We start from the raw sequence: 20,438 nt of genomic DNA, 5'->3' as shown, positions 1-20,438 counted from the left end.
TAACCTACCCCCTTGCATAGGCAAGTCCTCTTGCCATTTGTGTTGTCGCATCTACGGCTGACTTATTCATTGCCTTAGATACATTTTTCTGAGTTTCTGTACTTCCTCCGGAATAACTGTTATTGATGTTGACATTCTGTGTCATGTTGGAGGTCGTATTATTCACTTGACTGCTTGCAGCCGTTGCCGCAGACGCTGTCGCTCCCTGCATCAATGTCTTAATGCCGCTCGCTACGCCTTTGACCTTATCAAGAACAGTATCCTCACTTGCTGAAATACCGTCCGCCAGTCCGCCCATGAAGTCGGGCATCCACGACTGGTAATCTGTCAGAGGTCCTTCATCCGGTACAGAGAAGTGTAGGAACGACTTAATCTTATCAGCCACTCCCTTAACTGCATCGGTAACTTTTCCGATTGCTCCCTTGATACCGTTGACAATTCCATCTATGATGTCGGAACCCCATTTCAGTGCTTGACTTGGCAGTCCTTTTATCCAGTCTATCGCCGCTGTCAGTCCGTTCACAATGGCATTTTTGATGTTACCGACAAATCCGGTAACTCCCGATACCATATTACTGAATGTACTTGATACAAACGATGCGATGCCGCTGAATATGCTGCTGAAGAACGATGATATAGCCGACAGCACCGATGATACGACACTGTATATGCCGTTTATCGCTCCAGAGATAACTCCTGTGATTGTGGACCAAATACCGCTTATAAACGATACTATGCCATTCCATATTCCTTGAAAGAAATTGCAAATGGCAGTCCAAATTGTATTCCACAATGATTGCAGGACTCCTAAACCTATCGTCAGTACGGTCGAAATCGTGTTCCACGCTTGTTGCAGAATTGCCGTAATCATATCCCAAATTCCGGAAAACACCTGCTTGATGGCTTCCCATGCTCCCGACCAGTTTCCTGTAAACACTGAACTTATAAAATTGGCTACTCCTTCGAGTACCGTTAGAAATCCATTGAGGAATTGTCCGAGGTTATCCCACAGTCCTTTGAACCATGCAAGTATCTCAGAACCCCAACTGTTCCAAAATGCCTGTATCCATTTGAATACAGTTTCGATAACCGTGGCTACCGCATTAAATATTGCATTCGCCACAGCGAATAACGCATCCCATATAGATGACAGTGTATCAAGGATAGCCTGCCAAATCGCCAGTATCTTATCTTTGGTACTTTCCTGCGAGCCTTTAATCTCATCTTCCGTACCTCCGAACAGTGTGGCGGCAAGTTGAGTGATGAAAGTCCAAACACCATTGAGCAGGGTACTGATTATTCCCCATACTCTCTCGAAATTTTTCCTTATCTGCTCTCCGTGTCTTTCAAAGAAACCTTTGACTGTTTCTATCCACATTCCTGCCGCAGTCTTGAGTAAATCCCACACATTTAGCAGGAACTCCTTAACCTTATTGAATGCGTTGAATATTGCCTGCCGGGCATTGTCTGCCCCGATACCTGCCTTGTCGAATATCGTACCAATCAGCGAGTCGTTACCCATAAGGAAATTGATAAAATCCTCAACTATCAGTGCCAGTATTACAATTATGGCAACGATGCCGAGTATCTTTAGATTGGCAAACGAAAACAGCTTTCCTATGCCCTGTATGAGCGACAGAAAAGCCTTGGCTCCGCCTACGATTTTGCTCCAATTCATCGCTATGATAAAAGCACCTGCGATTATTGCAAGCAACTTCAAGGCGTTTTCCATACCTCCGAACCGATTGATGATGTTCTTTATCGTGTCGGTGGCTTTGTTGATGCCGTTCTTCATCGAGGATGTGAACCTCTCCATAGCAGGTTGCAGCCTTTTCACGACTGCGTGTATCCTATCGGACGACCGCAGGATACGATTGTTGCCGTCAGCATCCAGTAGGATTGCTTTGGCAAATTTTGTTGCCGCTTTCACGCCTTTCGTTACCCATTGAACGAATACAGACATTACCGGAAGCAACTGACCGCCGATAAACTCCTTAAATTCTTCCTGTGCAGCCTTTAACTGCCTTGTAGATGACTCATACGAACCCATACTTCTGACACAATCTCCGACTGCATCGGGAGACTGCCGCAGGATTGCATTGTAGTTTACCTGCATTTTCTCCAACTGAGACAGGCTGTCGTATGTACCCGACATTCCGAGTGCTGCCATCGTTTCGGCTCGTGTTGTATCATTCAGAACTGCACCGAGAGTCTTTGCCGCTTCACTCTCTCCCATAACAGCCTTAGTCATGGCATTTACTGCCACATCTTCATCTTGGTTCGAGAATGATGCAATATCGAGAGCGAGGGATGTCATCTGCTCAGAGAGTTTGGAACCCTCCTCTCTTGTCATACCAAATCCTACCAACAAATTCTGTTGGTCTGCCAAGTAGGTCTTAATCGTGTTCTTGTTTCGACCGACCGAGTCTGCGAATTGCTCCGCCCATTTGTCAACTTCATCAGCCATGTCTCCAAATACGACATTGAACTTATTCTCCATCTCTTCGACATTTGATGCTGCTTCCACACAATCTTTGGCAAACGATGTCAGTTTTGCAACAGAAAAGACGACCGCAATCTTTCCTAAGAGTTTGGTCGCCATGTTCTTGATGCCTTTTATGCTGTTCTCCGCCTGCTGTTGGGATGCACGGTCCACATCGAAGCCGAAAGCGACAGATATATCTCTAATCGTCACTTATCAAGACCTCCTTTCCAGTTCGTCTGCTCTCCCTTTCTCAATATCTAACTGCATAGAATACAGTGCGTATAATTTCAGCATTTCATCGAGAGTGTAAACCTCTTGCAATTCGGTCATAGATACCATTCCCGCCTTGATGAGGATGTAACACCGGAGTTCCAACTCACCGAATTGTGAATAATCAAACTTGCCGAACTTTACAATATCTTCCTCGGAGTCTTGGTAGCCACCTGTTCGGCTTTCCCAGATAGGGTGGCTAACTTCTCGAAAAAACCGTTGAAGTTCAACTTTATTACATGAACGCAGAGAACGAACATATCCTGCACATTGCCGCAGAACACTTCATCAGCGAGGTCCTTATCGAGTACATCCTGCTGTCTCTCGCCCTCCTCGTCCTCATATTCAATAACAATATTGCCGCCGAGCAGGAGTTTCTTCATCAGAGCCTCCAATCTGTCTCCGTTGATTACGGTTGATGTTGACAGTGCCTCGGCAGCCTTATTTACATCTACATCCATCAAGTCTCCATCCCCGACAAGCGGTGCAATCGCACCAATAAGGGGAGACAGCACGGATGCTAACTCCCCTGTAAGATTTGCCGCCTTAAATGCCGGGAACGGCTTGATGTGAAAACTGTTCTCGCCAACAGTTACCTTTTTTGCTTCCATCTGTTTCAATGCCATGTTTCATTTCCTCCTTACTTAAACTGTCCTTCGCCTACGGCGATTTCCCATTCACGGTTGCCCTGTGCCTTACCCCTCGCCCATGATGCAGGCTTTGTAACCCACGCAACTGAGCCTGTGAACTTCTCGTTTCCGAGCAGGTCGGCAATGTTCACACTGAATGTGCCTGTGCCGTCTTTCTTGTCCTTGTCGTACATCTTCTGCAGATACTTGTTTGTAGCAGATGCCTGTAACAGTGCCAGCTTAATCGTGTAGACATTGGAAGGGTCGATGCTTCGAGCAATCTCCCCATCTGCACCCACAACATAGGAAGTACCATCGCCCGCAGGCTCGATGCTGATGAATGAGTCATCCGCAAAGCCGGAAACGATGTGTCTGCCTAATGCACAGGTAACTTTCTTAGGATTGTAAGTAGTAACTTTACTCATTGTCATTTATCCTCCTTCCTTAGAATGTCAAGTTGCCGCTGATTTCTACTGCGTGGATTGCTCCTGCGAGTCGGGCAGACCACTTGCATCCTGTGAGTTTTCTTGACTTTCTTTCTGCCTCCGTGAGGTCGGATGCCTTTGGAACCGTGACTGTGTATCCATAGATAGGATTATCGTCATCGTCATACTCCGTAGGAGCGATGCCTCCGATGTCCTGTCCGTCCTTGAGAGTGGAATCCATAACTCCCTCAATCAGACCAATACCTCCGTCAGTAAATGGAACCTTGCGGTTGGTCTTGAGAGCATTGAATGTTCTAATCTGCAACTCATTCTTGAGCCAGTCTCTGAAACGGATAACATCAATCCACTCTCCTGCAAGGGTCATGCCACCCATTGCACAGTTGCATCCTGCATAGCGGAGGAATGTGTTGATATTCTCTGCTCCCAGTGCTTTCTTCTGCTCTGTTGACAACTTCGTAGGAACGATTGTTGCCAGTTCCTTGAGGTTCCATGTCTCAGTTCCCGGGTCGTATCCGAAACACTTAGCCATCCAAGCCAGTGCTGCATACTGGTTTTCAGCAGGCTGTTTTTCTGCTGCATAACCGTCTGCGAGTCCGGAGAAAATACCGAATGTACGGTAGAAACTGAAATTCTTTACCGGACAAGAGTCGATGTCTGTGTACTCAAATGCGTACAACTTCTCATTCGCCTCCGCCCAAGTCTTTGCAGCCTCAATATCCGTGCTGTCTCTGAACTCCGTGAGGTGGATGCCGTAGAATGATGCCTCGCTATTTGCTCTCGCAAGCGTAGTAGCGACATCTTCATAAGTGCTTTTCTCAGCAGTCTTTTCACGAACAACGATATACAGTTCATCCGGAGATGGATTCTGAGAAAAAGCAACCGTTGCAGCGATGTACGCAGGACTGTCGGTCTTGTAACCATAGTCAAGTAATTCATCAGCCTTTCTGATTGCTGTCGTGCCGGAGATTGTTGCTGTGCCTTTTGCAGCGGGTCCGGCTACCACCAAGAGGATACTGTCGAAACTCACGTCACTTGAACCCGGACTTGAAATCTCGACATCGCACTTGATGATGTCATCTAATGGATTGTTCTTCATTATGCTTTACCTCCTTCATAGGTTTCTTCTGAAATTTCTACTTCCTCGATGACACCCGATGTTGCATCTGCCATCTCAGCAGAGCCGCCTCCGGATGCGTTTGGAGCATCCATGCCACCAATTCCGTAACGACCATTTGCTTCTTGAGAAAAAGAAACCGTTGCCTCAGCCATTGCTCGGTAACGGTACTTACTGTCATTCTGCAAATTTGTCAAATCCCTCACAGGCGGTTCGAGGGATATATCCATGCCTTGTGCCGCCAGTCTGTCCACAATCTCCTCAGAGTCGAGGTAATTGAAGAAATCCTGCAAATCGCTTGCGGCTGTGTTGGCATAGTTTCCGGTAACATTCTCTGCCACCGTAACCGCCTTGCCTTTGGTGTACAGGTTTATCTCGAGCAATGTGCTACACGGATAAAACCTGTTTCCGTCATCATCTACCACCGGAAAGCGAGTTCTGTTGATGTTTCCAGTCTTGAGTGTCACATACGGCAAATCCGGTTTCGTATTTACCTGCTCCGCCCAAATGACCGTAGCGCCGTGGAAGAACTCAGCCGTAACATCGTAGATGGCCGACTCTACGCTCTCCATATTCATCATTCGCCCTCCTGTTTTGGACCATCCTCAGCATCCAAACACTGAACGAATGTTGCTGTCCAGTGTCTCAGAGGAGTGTTCTCACTCAGCCTGCTTGACAGGCACTCAAACCACTTCCCTTGAAAGTAAACACGGTCTGCTTTCTGCTTTTTATGCTCATCCTCAGCCAAAATCTCGTAATCACAGAATACTTTCAACTTCTGAACTGATTTTCTGCCGTCCTCTTCGGTCTTTATGGTGTCCTCTAAGGTCTGTATGTCCATAGGCAGCGTTAAATCTTCATAGGGTATAGAAGAATAGCCTCGAACATATTTAGGCTCTGAATAACGCCTCAGCGTGTAATTCTTCTTTAAGAAATTCATCAGTCTCCACTTCCTTTCTGCTTGATTTCGTAATTGACCGACTGTCTCATTCGTCCAGTATCAATCAATGGTTTGGATGAGCCTTTCTTCTTGACAGTCGATGCCGCATTTGGTGCGAAACTGCCGTCCGTAATCTTCTCTTGGATGAGGTCTTTCTGAAAAATCCCTATCTCCTTGAGGACCTGTTCGGCAGAAATTCCTCTCACGAGGTCTTTTTTCTTCTCCTGCAAGAAACTTTTAATCTTTGATGCGTTATCATCTACGCTCATACGCAAAAACGGACGAGCCGGAATATGCACAGTTCCGAGTTCATTCCATGCTGCAATGTCGCAGATGTCCGTGCCGTCCTCCTCAGTGGCTTTGCCATGCTGAAATCCAACACGCACTTCCTTTTCCGCCAGTTCCTTGAGCATTTTCTGAAACTTTCTGCCATCCGCTGTCACGGTATCGGTAATTCTCACACTCATTGAGCCTCTCCCGCTGATACAATCGGGATGATTGCATTTCTCCGGAGCGTAAGAAACTCCAAGCCATATACGGTAAGTGCATATTCCGCATCGACTTGGAGGTTCGTTTGCTGTCCGGTCGTATAACTGATTGAGGTTTCGCCCTCTGAATATGAGCCAACTCTGAGCGAGTCTGCGATAGTTCCTGTTCCGGTATCTCCGTATCCATTCATCTTCAACTTATGGGCGGTCAGATACGCCAGTGCCTTTTGGTATGACGCTCCGAACCGCTTCTCGCTGATTTGGTCTGAATACAGTTCTATGAACGACTTGACACCGTGCTGAGTAACTTTGCCGTCATCGTTGACGACATCTTCATCCGGCAGGCTGTCAAATTCCTTTGCAACCATTCGGAATATTTCTAAGGCATTCATAGAGCCACCTCCCAACTTATTTGCTGAGAGCAGCCTTTACCTTTTTGCGTACATCTGCGAGGTCCTTGCACTCTGCCGGGTTGATACCGAGTTCCTGTGCAAGAGCGGCTACCTCTTCATCGGATGCGTCCTTGAGACCGTCTAACTTTGCTTTCTTCTCAGCCGCAGCCTTAGCCTCTGCTTCCGCCTTTGCCTTATCTTCCTCGGCTTTCTTCTCAGCCGCAGCCTTTGTTGCGGCGGTAGACTTACCGGACAGGGATACTAACCCCATATTCTTGTACACTTCCAAGATAGGACTTGTCTCAAAAGCAATCGGCACTTCCTTGGTTTCCCCCGGAAGCACCGTTACCTCGCCAACTCCAATTACCTTTTCAGATAAGTTTGTCATCTTGATTGCCATTTCGCATTTCCTCCTTTTCTCAGACTACGCTCCGACTGCAATGAGTGCAGAGAGCGGATAATAGATGATGCAACCTGCGACACGCTCCTCGCAAGGAACGATTACCTCGAGGTTTCTGTTCTGTAACGGATACTGATAGAACGGCATCGGAATTTCGAGGCTGAACTTATCAGCAGAGTTCGTGTACAGGAACATAACGCCCTTGTTGTAAGGGTTGGTATCCTCTGCATCAGACTCTAACTCCGGTGCAGACGCAATATCCTTGAGGTACGGAGCATTCTCCTTGAGGAAGCGAAGCACTGTATATCCAGTGTTCGGAATCTGACGAGTGGAGATGTCGATGTAGACACTGTGCGGAAGCATAAGAGTGTCTGCGTGTTCTACACCCTTGGTAATCTTCGCCTGGTATGCAAACATACCATTGATGTCATCAAGGATTTGAGCCGCTGTCTTATGCTTAAAGTCTGTGTACTTCTGACCGCCAACTTCTACCTCGCTGAGGGTGTAAAGAGGAATATTGTTGTCGGTAGACAAAACTCCGACAAGGTTATTCTTCTTGTCTCCTGCAAATGCGATGATGTTGGTTGTGCGGTCTACTGCGTATCTTGCAGCCTCAGCACGGCGAGTATCAAGAGACTTGCCTGCCATACGGCTCGCTCTCATATCCTGTACGGAGTATCCGTAGGAAGCACCGAGAGACTTGACAAATGCAGTAGAAGGTGCGCCCTTAACATCTGCTCGAGGAAGGTCTGTTGCATAGTTGCTGATGATTGCAGCCATACCAGTTCTCTCGTATGAGTAGTATGTCATGGACTCGGCACCTTCCGGTACTTCGTGAGTGATAGGGAACTTATTCAGAGCAGTGAACTCCGGATAAATCTTGTCGTAGGACTTAGACTTGATGTAGTCCAACTCTCTCGCAAAGAAGATAGAAGCATCATCTGTGCTATCAAATCTGCAAAGTCTATCCTCCTTGAGTGCAGGCATCAGATTAGATGCCTTTAATGCCGCAAGGTCTGCGACATCGTAGCCAGTGGATGGCATTTCGGGATTGTAATTTTTGCTCATTCTTTCTTACCTCCTTAGATTAAAGTACGATGACAGCAATGCCGTCATCAGATGCGTTGCCGAATGTAGCACTGATGTCAAGGTACTCAACCTTGCCGCTATCACTCTTGCCGTTATCGGCTGCGTGCGTGAATGTTCCGGCTTCATCTCCCTCCGGAATGACATAAGCCTTTGCTCCATAGGTAGGAGTAGCCCCTGTGGCAAGTCTGCCCCAAATGTTGCCTTTCTTCATAACACTGAGGGATGCGTTCTTCTTGACAACAACCTTGCCTGCCATATCCTGCTCGGTGTTAGGCAGTGCGATTGTGATACCCTCAATCTGTGCGGCAGTTGTGCCAGTAACAGGAACCTTGATGCCATTACCTGCATCTGTTCCCACTGCCACGGCAAGACCGTACTTCATAACGCCATCTTCATTCTCATTCTTGCGGGTTACGACCTCATCGAATGCGATGTCGAACTTTCCGCCCGGTACACCCTTCGGGGTGCCATAATTGTAATTAAGCTGTGCTGCCATTACTCATTACCTCCTTCTCTTGCAATCATGTTCTTTCTTGAATTTGCTGCCATACTCTCGTTGGAGTCTGCTCTTCTCTTCGGGGTCTGTGCTGTCATCTGCTGTTTCTGATACGCAACTCCCTTGTGCTTGTTGGCTTCATTCACAGCAAGGTCATACATTGCATCAATGTAGGCATCTGACTTACCATCCATACGCATTGTAGGCAGGACCTTGGCGATAATCGCTTTCTTAGCCTGCTTGATGCTCATATCCTCGAGACCGTCCATGTTGAGTTTGTCTCCAACACGGCAGATGCTTAATCTCTGACGAACAATCTTGTCCGCAGAGTCTGCGTTCAAGGACTTGGACTCATCATCAGAACTGTCTTTGTTCTCTTCCTCGCCCTCTTCGTCACAGCCATCTTCCTTAGTCTCTTTCTCCTCGTCCTCACCATCGGCATTGCCTTTCATCTCAGCAAGAACTTTCTCGAGAGCAGCGAGGAGCATATCAATATCCTCATCCTGCTGTGCGATAACTCCCATAGCAGCGTTGGCATCTTCCGGGTCATCTTCGGCATCTCTTCTGTCTCTGCGGTCTTTAACCATCTGAGCGATGTCTGCCGGAGTGCTGCCCTTTTCCTCTTCTGCCGGAGTATCTTCTCCCTCGCCATCAGCAGCCTGTTCCTCCTCAGTTGCAGGAGCGGAGTTCTCTTCGGCTGCGTCTCCATCTGCCTCAGCGGCAGGTGTCTCTTTTTCCTCTTCGTCTGCGGATGCTCTCTGAGCCTTTCTCGCCTTGTAGGCTTCGATGGCTTTCTCGAGTTCTTCCGGAGACATTGCCCCACCGTCTGCACGGCGGGAATTTGTTGATTTTGCCATTGCTTTACCTCCTTTTAGTTCGGGTTCATCGGACCCATCAATGTTCAATCTTGCCTGTTCCCCTGCTCTCGCAGATGCAACAAGTGCAAGGTGGTTGATGACGATATTCGTCTGAATTGCGTCATACGGCTGACCGTTCCATACTCCCGGCTCCTCAACCAAATCAAGGTTGTATCCCAAGGACAACTCCTTGAGACCACACTTTTGCATAGAATCTGTATCGTGGATAATGATTTCCGCACGGACATCTTCTCCATCTTCGTAACCGTCTGAAAGTATGGTTCCTATCTGTTCCTTATCAACATTGTTCTTATCCACGACTCCTGCATCGTGAGTAATAATGATTGGCTTGCCACGATAGGTTTTCAATGAGTTCTCATCGAACACATACTTAGGTAATCGCAACTCCCTACGGATACTGCCATCGGGATTTGTATATTCAAATATTCCACAGGATGTCAGTATCGGGTGGTCTACCAAATACCCCTCATTCGTGAAATAAGTTGAATCGTTCTTATCGAGTCGGATGCTGTCTAATCTTCTGACTCTCCTCAGTTTTGGTGCATCTCTTGTTTCCATTGGTCTTATGTCCTCCTTTTCTCATGGCTTTCTCTTCTTTGGATACATGGGCGATAGCCATGTCTGCGGTTCTATCCGTGTATCCTTCCTTGTTACTCATCAGAGCCTCCGCTGTCTGCGGAGCCATCGGACATGAGTTCCGTAATGGCAAGAGTCAGACTCTGAATATGAGCAACTCCATCGAGTCTTATCATATCGAGAGTCTGAGCCGCTTTGTTGGAACCATCCGGCAGTGATGCCAATTTATCTGTGCATCCGATGACTGTATCTGCCTCGTCTTTCAGTGCAAGGCACAGGTTTCTGATTGCTTCATCCATGTTCTCTACCTCCAATCTACTTGATAGTGATATTCACGCTGTCATCCACCGGAAGGTTCAGCGTGTTCTTGTTGAATACAGGTCTGCCGATACATCGGCACTGGTAATCTTCTCCCGGGTGGCACGAGCGACCGTCTGAATTTGTAGGAGCAGAACTCCAACTGAACTTCTTGCCGTTCAAGGACCTGTGGCTTTCTCGGACACGCTCATCTCCACAGGTACACCATATATACTCCGTGATGCCTGCGTCCATTTGCTGATACCGTTGTATCTGTCCGTTGAGTTTGGCAGTTTGGTCTCGGGCAATCAGAGTGGCGTGTCGCTTGCTTATCCGGTACACTCTCTGAATATCCTTAACCATTCGGGTTGTGGTTCTGCCATTCGTGTAGCCGTCATAGACAATATCTTTCATCTTGTCGAGAGTATCTTCCGGAATAGTGGAGATGAGGTCTACATTCTGCTTAACCCATTCCAGTAACTGTTCCGAATAGAACTCCCCGAGGTAATAGTCCTCTCTGATGTCGATACCAAGAGTAGCTTTGATTGCTCGTTTCCACTCCTTGACGGTCAACTTCCTGTTGAGATGAGCCAATGACTCAAGCCTCCGCCTCAGACCAAATCCAACCGTCTTTTTCAACAGGTTTGATTTCATTCTCGTGAACAGTTCATTGACCTTTAACATTAAATCAGTGGCTGCATCCGCTCTCCGGTTGTCAGCCACCAATTCATCTCTGTTTGCTTTGTACGACTCCTTGAGTTCCGGAAGATTTTCTTCCAATTCTTCCTTGAGGAGCCGCATATATTCATTTGTCATTCGCATATACTCACGCTCTGCCGCTTCCGGTATCTGAGGCGTGTACTTGCTATACAGGCTGTCGTGTCCGTAGAACTTTCTTCCAACCTTTCGGATTGTCTGCTTTCTGATTACTTCCTCATCCACAAAATCGCCTCCTTACTGCCCGAGCAAATCCTCGAGCATCTTGAGTGACTCCTCGAATGGAGGAAACAGGAACTTGCCCTTCAACTCTTCCAATGACAACCATCTCTCATTCAACATTTCAACTCCGTCTGCTTCCGGAGTTCCTGTGAATTGGTCTGTGAAATATATCATAGAATCGCAATATGAGCCTGTTCTGCTTTTGTAAACTCCCAAAGGTAGAATGTTTAGGGGAACAATATTAAACTCCTCCTGTGCCTCTCTGAGTGCTGCCTCCTCGGGTGTCTCTCCGTCCTCGATATGACCTCCCGGTCCGCAGATACCTTCCGATGACCTGCGGCTTGCACATAGGATTTTGCCGTTCTTGATAACAAGGACTGCGGCTCCTCCATAATCTGTGCCATCTTCCGCTTCACTTTTGAACTGCAAATCGAAATCGTCATTCTCGGATGTTCCCGACATTTCTGTCGGGGAGAATGTATCTTCCGGCAGGTTGAGGTCATCTTCTGTGATGACTTCCTCGATGTCGAACTCTCCCTCAGTTGCAAGGGAGCTTCTAACCTCTGACGGGTCAAGCACACCGGAGTCGATGTAAACTTGTGCTGTCTGAGCCTTAGTCTGTTCGGTGGCTGCTTTCTTCTGAGCGATGTCTGCCTGTTCCGTGTCGGACAAGGACCACAGTGCAGCGAACTTCATCTTGTACTTAGGAATTTCTGGTATCTTTCCCTCAATCAATCCCTGTTTGAGGATGAGGTCGATTACTGTTCGGGCGTTGGCTTTCATGTTCTGCTTCTGAATATTCTCAACCATGTTGTAGTAGTTCTCGAGGTCGCTGTCTCCTGTGGCATTCATTCCTGCCGGGGAGCGACCGAACAATATGGTCTGTGGAATATTCGTTACTGCCGAAAGCATATTGCAGGTCGTATCAATGACATCCTTTACTCCCGACATCTGCAATGTCTTGAAGTCATAGTCCTCTCCCTCAGCGTCAATCGCCATTGAGTTGAGGATGCCTCGTGCCATATCAATAACCTGTAATCTTTGGAGAACTTTGTTTTCTCCATCTTCCGTACTGAGTAGGTTGGCAAGGTTCTTCATCTTGTAGATTGCCTGTACTGACCTTTCCAGTAACTTAGTGCCATTCGAGTGAGATGTGATGCACTCTCGCAACGCCCGCTTAATCTTGACATATTCCGGCATTCCCCAATATCTGTATATGGAATTGGTTGTCTGCTCCGGAAGTCTGCCGTTTCTGAATACCAAGCATCTTGAGTAATGCACCGTGAAATATCCATACATCGAATAGATGTGATAATACTCCGGCTGTCCGAATGGCTTGTCGCTGTGCATCGTGTCGAAAAAATGGAAGTTGTACATGGTCGTGTAATCTTCCTGTATGACCGCCCTTTCAAACACTCTCAGTTCTTCGATGGTCGTGACCTTATCCCAATTCAAGGGTTCCTCGAGTCCGCCTCCGTCATCGCATAACATAACAATGAGCGAACCTCCGTAGAGTCTCGCCCACTTCTCTGCCGTTGCAAATTTATCCTCGAAGTCCAAATCATCCAGTCGCTTATCGACATACTCGGTAATATCTTCATCTCCATAGTCGATGTCAAATCCATGCTTCACAGCCTCTTCGGATGGTCGGTCGATTATCTTAGTGAACAGACCGTTTCCCTCATACAATCGAATGAGTTCGAGGTCCGATACCACAGGTTCCTGCTCGTAGGTGTATGCAGTCGAGTTATCCTGTGCTGTGCCATACTTATTAAGCAGGTTCGTGTATCCGTCCTGCCGGAACTTGTCTTGAGTTCCTTCGATGATTGCCGCTCCTCGCCTCAACTTATTCATTTGGTCGAGTTTGGCTTTCTGCTGTTCATCCACTTGTCTGCTCTCCTTTCTGCAACAAAAAACAGCCTGTAAATTCAGACTGTGATTGTGCTTCATAATATCCTGTTTGGCTTTGTTGCCGCCCTGTGCTGCCTTTTTGCATCTTCCGATGGAGAATTTGTTATCCCTGCAAGCAGGCTTCGTTTCTGCCTTTATATGAGTGCCTCTCCTTACAGGAGTGCATCAATATCAAATGTGCTGTCGGTCAATTCATTGAAAGCATCTGAGGAAGCATCGACCATATCATCGTGCTTCGACTCCGGAAATGACTCCATCTGACTGAAATACTCTTCATTCCAAGGTGCTATCAGAACATCGACAAAACCATTCTGCCATTGTGCAGCGAATGGTGTGGCTCTCAGTTCCTTGCTTCCGGATACAGGCTGTGCCTTAACATCGAAGCCGGACAGACTGTTGAGATACTGCTTCGCAACAATCTTTCCTGCCGCTCCCGGGTCTTGAGGTATTCTGACCTTGTAGTTGTATCCGTATTTCTTTCGGTCGGACATGGAAGTCATCATAATGAGACTTTCCACATCCCCCGCCTTAATCTGACGGTTGATGACATCTGCAACAATGAACCTGCCGTTCTTCCTGCGTCCAATGAGAACTCCTGCGGTGTAGTCGGCATCGCCATTCTCATCTTCATCTGTGGCAGCTAAATCCCAAGCACGGCACCAATAAACCACATCGTCCGGTATCCTTTCGAGATAGCCGTCAATAGGAATTTGTGTCCTCTTGAAATATCTTCCTGCCTGTGCCTTAATCTTCCAGTTACCATAGAGCAGTCGTTCCATATCAACCTCTGTCATGGCTTTCAAGTTTGACAGGTACGATGGGTCGGACTGCATGAGGATTTTGTTATCTTCCAGTCGGCTCGCAATGAATGTGACTGACTTACATTCCTCCGGCTTGATTCCGTGTTTCTCCGCCAAGTCCTGCGGCGAGTCTCCCCAATAGATGACATCATTGAGGACGCACATATACCGGATGACTCCGCTTCGTTCTCGAATAGGGTATCCGGTATCTTGGTCTATCCACCATGATATGAAATCTGCCACCCAACTATCTGAGTCGGGGTTACAGGTGGCTCGCACATACGGCTTGATGCCGCAGGTGCTTCGGTTTCGGGATAGCATATACAGGAACTGATGCTTTGTGAAATGCGTCAACTCATCAAATGCAAGGTACGCAATTTCTGTACCCTGCCACGCCTGTAAATCTTCCTCTCTATCCAAATGAGCAAAGGTCAACTTCGCTCCTGCATTGAACTTCCAATGCAACTTCGGTGTCTTTCTCTGCTGTGCATCCGGCACTTGGGAGAATATCTTCGCACTTGCATCCCACAGACCACCCTCGGCGGTAATCTGTGTGAAATTCTTTCGGAAGATAACAGCACCAAAGTTCTTGACATCCTTGTGCCTTAGAGCCTCGAGTAACAATGCGTATGTCTTACCACCACCCGCCGCTCCACCGTAGATAACGATGTCTGCTGAGGATGCCATGAACATCGTCTGAGGACCTGCCTGCGGTCCGAGTACATTCTCTTTCGGTGCATCCCTGCCATTCTCCGGTATGAGTATGGTCGGGTACTGCATTTCAATGACATCAGGGTCATCCACTTCAACATAGCCAAACCTATTGAGTTCTCCTGTCAATTCCCCTAACACACGAATAGCCGAGGTATCTCCCTCGACCATCGCTTTCTGTATGAGTCTGACAACAACTGCGGCTTGGTATGTCATGTCATTTTCTTCCAAACCCATGCGAGCGAGCGTTTCTCTGACATTACCCATCTGCTCCGAAACTGTCGTTTCCATGATGCCTTTCGCCATCTCTCGCATCGTCTTTTTCTGCCTGCGAACCTCCGCAGATTTCAGACCGCCTTTTCTACCACGCTCCCTTGCTTCCTCTTTGGTTCGCACCGGAACTAAATTCTCAGTGCCGGGATGTTCAGATGCCACCTTTTCAGTAGATTTTTCTGCCTTTTTCTTAGCCACAACTCGCTCACCACCTTTCCTGCATACCAAAATGGAGCCGATATAGGAACTCGCTTCGCTCCTATTCGACTCCTTGGTACTTTCTTTGGCTATTCAGTTTGGGCGGCTCACGCCCCATACAGGCGACTTACTACCTCCTTACCTTCGGCTATCGCCTTGGGGATGTCTGTTCCTATCTGTCTGTAAAACTCCGGATGAACAATACACTCATACGCTCTGCTCATCTTGTCTCTCTCTTCCACTGTGATGTTTATTCTGAACCCTTTGGCAATTCTGAGTGCTTTCTTGAAGTCTCCCTCTCGAACTGCATCTCTGACTATATCTGATTTCTTTACCATAACAACCACCTCGTATTTGTTTTATTTGACGGTCGTACGATAACATAGCCTCCTGCCAAGTCAATAGATAAATCAGTATTTATCTTGAATTTTATCAACAGGGTTTCCTCTTCGGGTTTTACTGTATTCGAGCATCTCTTGATACTCTCCCTCGGTACACAAATTATGCAGGTGCTTATATTCGTATCGAGGTTGCCAACTTCCCTCATCGAAGAATGATACCTGTAATGGAGATAAAGCCTCCTGCTCCACTAAGTTCATTCCCCAATCGGTCTTTCCTGCTCTCTTCCCTTTAATGGTGTGAACATCGTAAACCCATTCCGGTACGATGTCATCGGGAAGTTCACAGGTTCTGATGTCGATGTACTCGTGGTCATCCCATCTTACAAGGAACTCTGCATCCATAATGTCATTTCCAATGGTGCTGCCGAATTTGCCGCATATCTGATACATGAGTACCATGATACCTTTGCAGATGTAAATTTCATCTCGCTTATCCAGTCCTTTGTTTTTATTCACATACCCATCGGACTGTTTCAATGAAACAATCTCCCTTGTAGGAATGCCTTTACATTCGTTTCGGGAGATTACATACAATGTTTTCCATGCGTAGGACAAATCTGTCTGCCTCAAATTATGGATGGCGTATCCTGCCAGTTCCATATCAAGTGTGCGTATTCCCTTTCTGAGGTATGCCGCCCACATCTCGCACTTGGTTTTCTTGTCATCGTCCGGATTGATAGCAAGTCCTTCATCGTGCGGAGTAGAAGTCATATCGAATATAGACATCTGTTCTCCCTCGAATGAGGACTCGGGAACTTCCCATTCCCCTACCTCTCCGCTGATGTTCTTAATCTCAAGAGCATCATCTGCTACGCTCTCGATTTCTTTCTTTGTCTGCCCTACAAACTCCTTTGGCAGTCTGCCCGGGTCCGTGACATAGGTTTGGAGGACGAAGTTGCAGGCGTAATAGCAAGCATCCCTGCTCTTCTTAGCATCACATAAGAGTGTAATCGCTTCCGATACATACTGAGTGTCTTTCTCATATCCTTTACGGTTACGATTTCTGACATCATCAGTATATCTCAGAGCAACAATCTCTTTTGCCAAGATGCCCCAACAGTCCTCACATGATACAGTCATTATTCTGTTCCACAGCATTGAGTGGTAGGAACCAAACAACTCCATCGCTGCATATCCTGCCCTCTCCTTATCTCCCCTGCGGATTGCTTTCTGTAAGAGAGATGCCATAGTGAACATATTGTGACCGCTTCTTGTTTCTAAATTGTAAGCCATAATAGACCTCCTTTTCCTTTAACTTTGGCGTATCGTAGCACAACCTCCTGTAAAGTCAAGGAAATATCAGTAAAAATAAGAGGTAGTTCCGTTTATTTACGGATGCTACCTCCTAACCCTTACATATATCTTATTGGTCTTTAACTGATAGTCGAAATACTTGCCCCACTTGTGCTTCATTAACTCAAAACTGGCTATTTGGTCGTTTCGGGTCTTTTGAGAATTTCCTCCGGAATTTACATCCGTTGCTCCGTGGGAACACAGGTACTTTGGCTTGAGGATAATTCTGTTCTTGAGTAGTTCCTGTAACACCGCATCTGTATCGCAGCAATATCCAATCTTTTCATCGAACCTTGCCTTGTACACTTTCTTATTGAACCATCTCAATCCTCCGGATGTACCTGCGAATGTGAACTCCTGTGCATAGTTCCACGGTGCAATGGATGCGTCCACCGCTCCGTATCCTATATCGAGGTCCACCATTAACTGAGCAATCCTCTCGAGTTCCGATGTGATGACCTCCGGGTCTGTAATCTTCTCATTGAAGTCGAGCCTGTATATGAGGTCGTTCATATCGTCATCTATCATGGCGATTGCATCTTCCTCCGAGTTATCTACAATCCAGTTGACTACCTTGACGATATTGTTTATCTCCTCGTCCGGTACTGCAATCAGATTTTCTTTCGGGATAACCTTGAGGTACTCGGTTTCTTCGGATTTTCTGACAACCACCTTGTAGTATTCCAACAACTTATGCGTGGAAATCGTGGCTGCTCTCTTGTAACTCGGTATGTAGATACCAAACTTTCTTTTACTCATCGCCACACCTCCGGTATCCTGTATCCCTCATTGAAAATGTAATCAATGACACTCATATTCGGCAGGAATGGTTCATATTTCTGATGATAAACAACAGGTTCATAATCAGAATAGACGAGATTGATGCCTTTTTCCCGGTATCTCTCCTCGTCATGGTACGCTTTCGCCCCTGTGCCGCTATAATAAGTGTCGGCTCCCATTCTCTCACACATAATGAGTATCCTGTCATCCTTATGGCCTGTAAGCCGCAGGTCTCTTGTTGCCACCGCAACATCTCTCACAATACCCATGTGGTCGAGAATGTGTTTGATAATGACAATGTTCAGTTCCGTGAGTCCGGTTCCATCCACCGCCATGTCTCTGATAATGTCGAGTATTTCCTGCCCCTCCTCGAAATGCTTCGTCTTGGCGTAGGTTTCTTCAAGGGTCCTTACAATCTTCGGAAGCGTATTTCGAGGCTCCGAAATCATAACATCGCACAACTTCGTGTCGTGATGAGCATTTACAGGAATGGTAATCTTTTGACTACCATTCTTTGTTCTGATGACATTCCAGTTGTGCATCCCTTTTTTGGAGTAACATACATCATCTGACAGCACAATCGCATCACTCTTGTATGCCTTGTAAATCACTCCCATATATGGCAAGAAGTTCGGCTGATGTGATGTAAGTATCATACAGCCACCTCCCTTATCAGCATAAACGCTTCCGCATACTTGACTCCCACAGTAACTCCCCTGTGGACTGCCAATGCTTTAATTCCCTCGAGTGACCTTGCCGCAGGATACTCTCGTAACTGTGACTTGTATCCCTCCATCGCCATGAGTTTGAAGTTAATCTGCTTCGTGATGTCCTCATAGACATTCGGGATAAAGGCGTTCTGAGTATTCGGGATGTTCCAATCCGTCTCAGACAGAACTTCGTATGCAAGGACTCTCTTTACCTTGTGGCTTCTGTTCGGTCTCAAGGCTACCATTGCTGCATCTGCAACAATCTGATGGTCTCGGTGCATATCTCCTCGATGAGGAATGAACACTTCATCCGGCTGAACCGTATCCACAATATCTGTTAAGATGCCGTTCAATTTGTACTGAGGAATTGTATCGAGCCTTGCTGTCGGAAGTGCAACTCTGATAAAATGACCCACGCCCACATTGCTGTGAGCAATCTGCATTTCTCTAAATTCCTCCTTGATGAACTCTTTGGAGTACATCGGGCGTTTTCCCTCAGACATGATGCAAACCCATACATCATCTCCTGCCTCTGCCCTCTTTGCTATAACACCACCACATCCAAGGATTTCATCATCCGGATGCGGTGCTATAACCAATGCTGTCATCTGTCTGCCCTCCTTTTGATTACCTTTGCCGGAACACCTACTGCTGTGCAGTGTGGCTCTATGTCTCCAAGAACCACGGCTCCTGCTCCAATAATCGAAAACTCTCCAAGCCTCTGTTGCCCGATGCAGCAAGCCATACTGCCGAGGTACGCACCATCCTCCACGACCACATCTCCATTCATCACGGTTGCTGTCGCTATCCGTGTGTGGTTCATAATTGTGCAGTGATGCTCAATCAGAGATTTGGAGTTTACCATGTTGTTGTCTCCTATGACGGTTCCAATATTGATAACCGCCATCTTCCCAATGAAATTGCCCGTGCCTATCTTTACTGAGTCGGAAATAAGTGCTGTCTTGTCGATGATGTTGATAGTCTCAAGTCCTAATCTCTTGACAGCCTCGAACTGCCTCTTCCTTGGTTCCGTATCTCCTATTGAAATGAAATAGGCATAGTCTCTAAAATTGAAAACCTCCTCGATTGCGGCTGCTAAAATAGGTTTTCCCATGTGGTATCCCTTTTTATATTCATCCACGAAACCGATGAGGTCGTATTCTTCCTTTGCCATAGAGTCATATACCGACTCCGCATATTCCCCGGCACCAACGAATATTACTCTCTTCATTCTTTGGCACCGTCCTTAGCCTGTAAATCTTCTCCGGAGCAGATTTGGTCTTTAATCTTATCATACCATATCGCCCTCGCATTTATCTTTCTCTTCGAGATTGCAACCTTTGCTCCCTCGATGCCGAGTTTTCTGATGAGGTCGTTATAGTCCAGTTCATTCTTGCAGACAATCATCACATAATCGTATTTCTCATAATGGATGAGTTCCATCTCCGGTATGCTTCGCTCTTCCATCTCTTTCTTGGTTGCTTTTTCAAGTCCAAGGTCAACGGTAAGGTCTGCTGTCCAGTCTGCCAGTAAGTCCATATCCCAATCTCCGGAATGGGTATTGTCCTTAATGTTAATTGCTCGGAGTTCTGTCTCCGAATATCCAATAAGACGCTTACACAGGATAATCGTGTCCGGGTCCATCTCTTTGATGACGCTCAGTCTCATATTCCCGCCGATGATATTATCATTCTCATCTATGATAAATGAACCGAAGTCTCCGAAAGTCTCAATACTATTTCGGAGTTCGTCTTTCTTCTTTTTGGTAATCTTTCTCGGATTTCCAAAACCTGTCTTAACATCGCCCGCTCTCATTTCAACGGTTTCAATTCTTTTCTCTGCCATAATGTCATATCCTTTCTGTAAAAATGCTGAATTTCGTGATACAATGATGACATCCGTTCTTGAGAGGAGGTGTCATC

Annotated in this window: 24 protein-coding genes; all 24 read right to left on the bottom strand. The window is 46.8% G+C overall.

The window, feature by feature from the left end; translation table 11 throughout:
* Positions 1 to 4: 4 nt before the first annotated feature.
* The 24 genes from GT575_RS04875 to GT575_RS04760 all read right to left on the bottom strand — a co-directional run bounded on the left by GT575_RS04875 (position 5) and on the right by GT575_RS04760 (position 20,361).
* The gene (locus GT575_RS04875; protein ID WP_161171614.1) at positions 5 to 2,695 is read right to left on the bottom strand and encodes a phage tail protein; all 2,691 of its coding nucleotides are present in this window, start codon (positions 2,693 to 2,695) and stop codon (positions 5 to 7) included.
* 200 nt (positions 2,696 to 2,895) lie between these two features.
* Complete coding sequence (locus GT575_RS04870; RefSeq protein WP_161171613.1) at positions 2,896 to 3,381, bottom strand: phage tail assembly chaperone; 486 nt, start codon at positions 3,379 to 3,381, stop codon at positions 2,896 to 2,898.
* A 14-nt stretch (positions 3,382 to 3,395) separates the two neighbouring features.
* Positions 3,396 to 3,809, bottom strand: a complete 414-nt coding sequence (locus tag GT575_RS04865; protein WP_117553214.1) for a phage structural protein — start codon at positions 3,807 to 3,809, stop codon at positions 3,396 to 3,398.
* 19 nt (positions 3,810 to 3,828) lie between these two features.
* Entirely contained in the window at positions 3,829 to 4,926 is a 1,098-nt protein-coding gene (locus GT575_RS04860) for a DUF3383 family protein (protein WP_161171612.1), read from the bottom strand.
* Complete coding sequence (locus GT575_RS04855) at positions 4,926 to 5,525, bottom strand: phage neck terminator protein (RefSeq protein ID WP_161171611.1); 600 nt, start codon at positions 5,523 to 5,525, stop codon at positions 4,926 to 4,928. Before GT575_RS04855 ends, GT575_RS04860 begins: the two co-directional genes overlap by 1 nt.
* A complete protein-coding gene (locus GT575_RS04850) occupies positions 5,522 to 5,884 on the bottom strand; it encodes a hypothetical protein (protein WP_161171610.1) in 363 nt (120 codons plus the stop codon). The genes GT575_RS04855 and GT575_RS04850 overlap by 4 nt, the downstream gene beginning before the upstream one ends.
* Positions 5,884 to 6,351 (bottom strand): hypothetical protein, encoded by a 468-nt coding sequence (locus GT575_RS04845; protein WP_161171609.1) that lies wholly within the window; start codon positions 6,349 to 6,351, stop codon positions 5,884 to 5,886. The genes GT575_RS04850 and GT575_RS04845 overlap by 1 nt, the downstream gene beginning before the upstream one ends.
* Positions 6,348 to 6,764, bottom strand: a complete 417-nt coding sequence (locus tag GT575_RS04840; protein WP_161171608.1) for a DUF4054 domain-containing protein — start codon at positions 6,762 to 6,764, stop codon at positions 6,348 to 6,350. Before GT575_RS04840 ends, GT575_RS04845 begins: the two co-directional genes overlap by 4 nt.
* Positions 6,765 to 6,780: 16 nt before the next feature.
* Complete coding sequence (locus GT575_RS14895) at positions 6,781 to 7,164, bottom strand: hypothetical protein (protein WP_192934957.1); 384 nt, start codon at positions 7,162 to 7,164, stop codon at positions 6,781 to 6,783.
* Between the two features lie 24 nt (positions 7,165 to 7,188).
* Positions 7,189 to 8,232, bottom strand: coding sequence for a DUF2184 domain-containing protein (locus GT575_RS04830; RefSeq protein WP_243147841.1), 1,044 nt, complete (start codon positions 8,230 to 8,232; stop codon positions 7,189 to 7,191).
* A 19-nt stretch (positions 8,233 to 8,251) separates the two neighbouring features.
* Positions 8,252 to 8,749, bottom strand: a complete 498-nt coding sequence (locus GT575_RS04825; RefSeq protein ID WP_161171607.1) for a structural cement protein Gp24 — start codon at positions 8,747 to 8,749, stop codon at positions 8,252 to 8,254.
* Positions 8,749 to 10,185 (bottom strand): DUF2213 domain-containing protein, encoded by a 1,437-nt coding sequence (locus GT575_RS04820; RefSeq protein WP_161171606.1) that lies wholly within the window; start codon positions 10,183 to 10,185, stop codon positions 8,749 to 8,751. Before GT575_RS04820 ends, GT575_RS04825 begins: the two co-directional genes overlap by 1 nt.
* Positions 10,121 to 10,285, bottom strand: coding sequence for a hypothetical protein (locus GT575_RS04815; protein WP_161171605.1), 165 nt, complete (start codon positions 10,283 to 10,285; stop codon positions 10,121 to 10,123). Before GT575_RS04815 ends, GT575_RS04820 begins: the two co-directional genes overlap by 65 nt.
* Positions 10,278 to 10,502 (bottom strand): hypothetical protein, encoded by a 225-nt coding sequence (locus GT575_RS04810; protein ID WP_161171604.1) that lies wholly within the window; start codon positions 10,500 to 10,502, stop codon positions 10,278 to 10,280. The genes GT575_RS04815 and GT575_RS04810 overlap by 8 nt, the downstream gene beginning before the upstream one ends.
* Before the next feature lie 16 nt (positions 10,503 to 10,518).
* Positions 10,519 to 11,442 (bottom strand): phage head morphogenesis protein, encoded by a 924-nt coding sequence (locus GT575_RS15400; RefSeq protein WP_161171603.1) that lies wholly within the window; start codon positions 11,440 to 11,442, stop codon positions 10,519 to 10,521.
* A gap of 12 nt (positions 11,443 to 11,454) precedes the next feature.
* Positions 11,455 to 13,326 (bottom strand): anti-CBASS protein Acb1 family protein, encoded by a 1,872-nt coding sequence (locus GT575_RS04800; RefSeq protein WP_161171602.1) that lies wholly within the window; start codon positions 13,324 to 13,326, stop codon positions 11,455 to 11,457.
* A gap of 176 nt (positions 13,327 to 13,502) precedes the next feature.
* On the bottom strand, positions 13,503 to 15,332 hold the full coding sequence (gene terL, locus GT575_RS04795) for a phage terminase large subunit (RefSeq protein WP_330577017.1): 1,830 nt from the start codon (positions 15,330 to 15,332) through the stop codon (positions 13,503 to 13,505).
* 107 nt (positions 15,333 to 15,439) lie between these two features.
* Positions 15,440 to 15,670 carry a hypothetical protein gene (locus tag GT575_RS04790; RefSeq protein WP_161171601.1) on the bottom strand — a complete coding sequence of 77 codons (231 nt, stop codon included), beginning with the start codon at positions 15,668 to 15,670 and terminating at the stop codon, positions 15,440 to 15,442.
* Between the two features lie 72 nt (positions 15,671 to 15,742).
* Positions 15,743 to 16,966, bottom strand: coding sequence for a hypothetical protein (locus GT575_RS04785; RefSeq protein WP_161171600.1), 1,224 nt, complete (start codon positions 16,964 to 16,966; stop codon positions 15,743 to 15,745).
* A gap of 105 nt (positions 16,967 to 17,071) precedes the next feature.
* Positions 17,072 to 17,785, bottom strand: coding sequence for a hypothetical protein (locus tag GT575_RS04780; RefSeq protein WP_161171599.1), 714 nt, complete (start codon positions 17,783 to 17,785; stop codon positions 17,072 to 17,074).
* Positions 17,782 to 18,462 carry a WbqC family protein gene (locus GT575_RS04775; RefSeq protein ID WP_161171598.1) on the bottom strand — a complete coding sequence of 227 codons (681 nt, stop codon included), beginning with the start codon at positions 18,460 to 18,462 and terminating at the stop codon, positions 17,782 to 17,784. Before GT575_RS04775 ends, GT575_RS04780 begins: the two co-directional genes overlap by 4 nt.
* Complete coding sequence (locus tag GT575_RS04770; RefSeq protein WP_161171597.1) at positions 18,459 to 19,124, bottom strand: PIG-L deacetylase family protein; 666 nt, start codon at positions 19,122 to 19,124, stop codon at positions 18,459 to 18,461. Before GT575_RS04770 ends, GT575_RS04775 begins: the two co-directional genes overlap by 4 nt.
* Positions 19,121 to 19,747: an acetyltransferase gene (locus GT575_RS04765; RefSeq protein WP_161171596.1), complete on the bottom strand. Its 627-nt coding sequence runs from the start codon at positions 19,745 to 19,747 to the stop codon at positions 19,121 to 19,123. Before GT575_RS04765 ends, GT575_RS04770 begins: the two co-directional genes overlap by 4 nt.
* A complete protein-coding gene (locus GT575_RS04760; RefSeq protein ID WP_161171595.1) occupies positions 19,744 to 20,361 on the bottom strand; it encodes a hypothetical protein in 618 nt (205 codons plus the stop codon). The genes GT575_RS04765 and GT575_RS04760 overlap by 4 nt, the downstream gene beginning before the upstream one ends.
* Positions 20,362 to 20,438 lie beyond the last annotated feature (77 nt).

Origin of the sequence: Coprococcus sp. BIOML-A2 (genome assembly GCF_009875795.1) — a bacterium.
GTDB lineage: Bacteria > Bacillota > Clostridia > Lachnospirales > Lachnospiraceae > Coprococcus > Coprococcus aceti.
Note: the sequence above shows the minus strand (reverse complement) of the source record. Positions and strands in the feature narration are given on the sequence as shown.

What these genes read in the sequence shown, in the direction of transcription:
- GT575_RS04810 (WP_161171604.1), bottom strand. Translation starts at nt 10,502, where the DNA reads ATGGATGAAGCAATCAGAAACCTGTGCCTTGCACTGAAAGACGAGGCA.
- GT575_RS04780 (WP_161171599.1), bottom strand. Translation starts at nt 17,785, where the DNA reads ATGAGTAAAAGAAAGTTTGGTATCTACATACCGAGTTACAAGAGAGCA.
- GT575_RS04785 (WP_161171600.1), bottom strand. Translation starts at nt 16,966, where the DNA reads ATGGCTTACAATTTAGAAACAAGAAGCGGTCACAATATGTTCACTATG.
- GT575_RS04790 (WP_161171601.1), bottom strand. Translation starts at nt 15,670, where the DNA reads ATGGTAAAGAAATCAGATATAGTCAGAGATGCAGTTCGAGAGGGAGAC.
- GT575_RS04770 (WP_161171597.1), bottom strand. Translation starts at nt 19,124, where the DNA reads ATGACAGCATTGGTTATAGCACCGCATCCGGATGATGAAATCCTTGGA.
- GT575_RS04765 (WP_161171596.1), bottom strand. Translation starts at nt 19,747, where the DNA reads ATGAAGAGAGTAATATTCGTTGGTGCCGGGGAATATGCGGAGTCGGTA.
- GT575_RS04870 (WP_161171613.1), bottom strand. Translation starts at nt 3,381, where the DNA reads ATGGCATTGAAACAGATGGAAGCAAAAAAGGTAACTGTTGGCGAGAAC.
- GT575_RS04815 (WP_161171605.1), bottom strand. Translation starts at nt 10,285, where the DNA reads ATGAGTAACAAGGAAGGATACACGGATAGAACCGCAGACATGGCTATC.
- GT575_RS04860 (WP_161171612.1), bottom strand. Translation starts at nt 4,926, where the DNA reads ATGAAGAACAATCCATTAGATGACATCATCAAGTGCGATGTCGAGATT.
- GT575_RS04775 (WP_161171598.1), bottom strand. Translation starts at nt 18,462, where the DNA reads ATGATACTTACATCACATCAGCCGAACTTCTTGCCATATATGGGAGTG.
- GT575_RS04865 (WP_117553214.1), bottom strand. Translation starts at nt 3,809, where the DNA reads ATGAGTAAAGTTACTACTTACAATCCTAAGAAAGTTACCTGTGCATTA.
- GT575_RS04760 (WP_161171595.1), bottom strand. Translation starts at nt 20,361, where the DNA reads ATGGCAGAGAAAAGAATTGAAACCGTTGAAATGAGAGCGGGCGATGTT.
- GT575_RS04840 (WP_161171608.1), bottom strand. Translation starts at nt 6,764, where the DNA reads ATGAATGCCTTAGAAATATTCCGAATGGTTGCAAAGGAATTTGACAGC.
- GT575_RS04845 (WP_161171609.1), bottom strand. Translation starts at nt 6,351, where the DNA reads ATGAGTGTGAGAATTACCGATACCGTGACAGCGGATGGCAGAAAGTTT.
- GT575_RS14895 (WP_192934957.1), bottom strand. Translation starts at nt 7,164, where the DNA reads ATGGCAATCAAGATGACAAACTTATCTGAAAAGGTAATTGGAGTTGGC.
- GT575_RS04850 (WP_161171610.1), bottom strand. Translation starts at nt 5,884, where the DNA reads ATGAATTTCTTAAAGAAGAATTACACGCTGAGGCGTTATTCAGAGCCT.
- GT575_RS04855 (WP_161171611.1), bottom strand. Translation starts at nt 5,525, where the DNA reads ATGATGAATATGGAGAGCGTAGAGTCGGCCATCTACGATGTTACGGCT.
- GT575_RS04825 (WP_161171607.1), bottom strand. Translation starts at nt 8,749, where the DNA reads ATGGCAGCACAGCTTAATTACAATTATGGCACCCCGAAGGGTGTACCG.
- GT575_RS04830 (WP_243147841.1), bottom strand. Translation starts at nt 8,232, where the DNA reads ATGAGCAAAAATTACAATCCCGAAATGCCATCCACTGGCTACGATGTC.
- GT575_RS04820 (WP_161171606.1), bottom strand. Translation starts at nt 10,185, where the DNA reads ATGGAAACAAGAGATGCACCAAAACTGAGGAGAGTCAGAAGATTAGAC.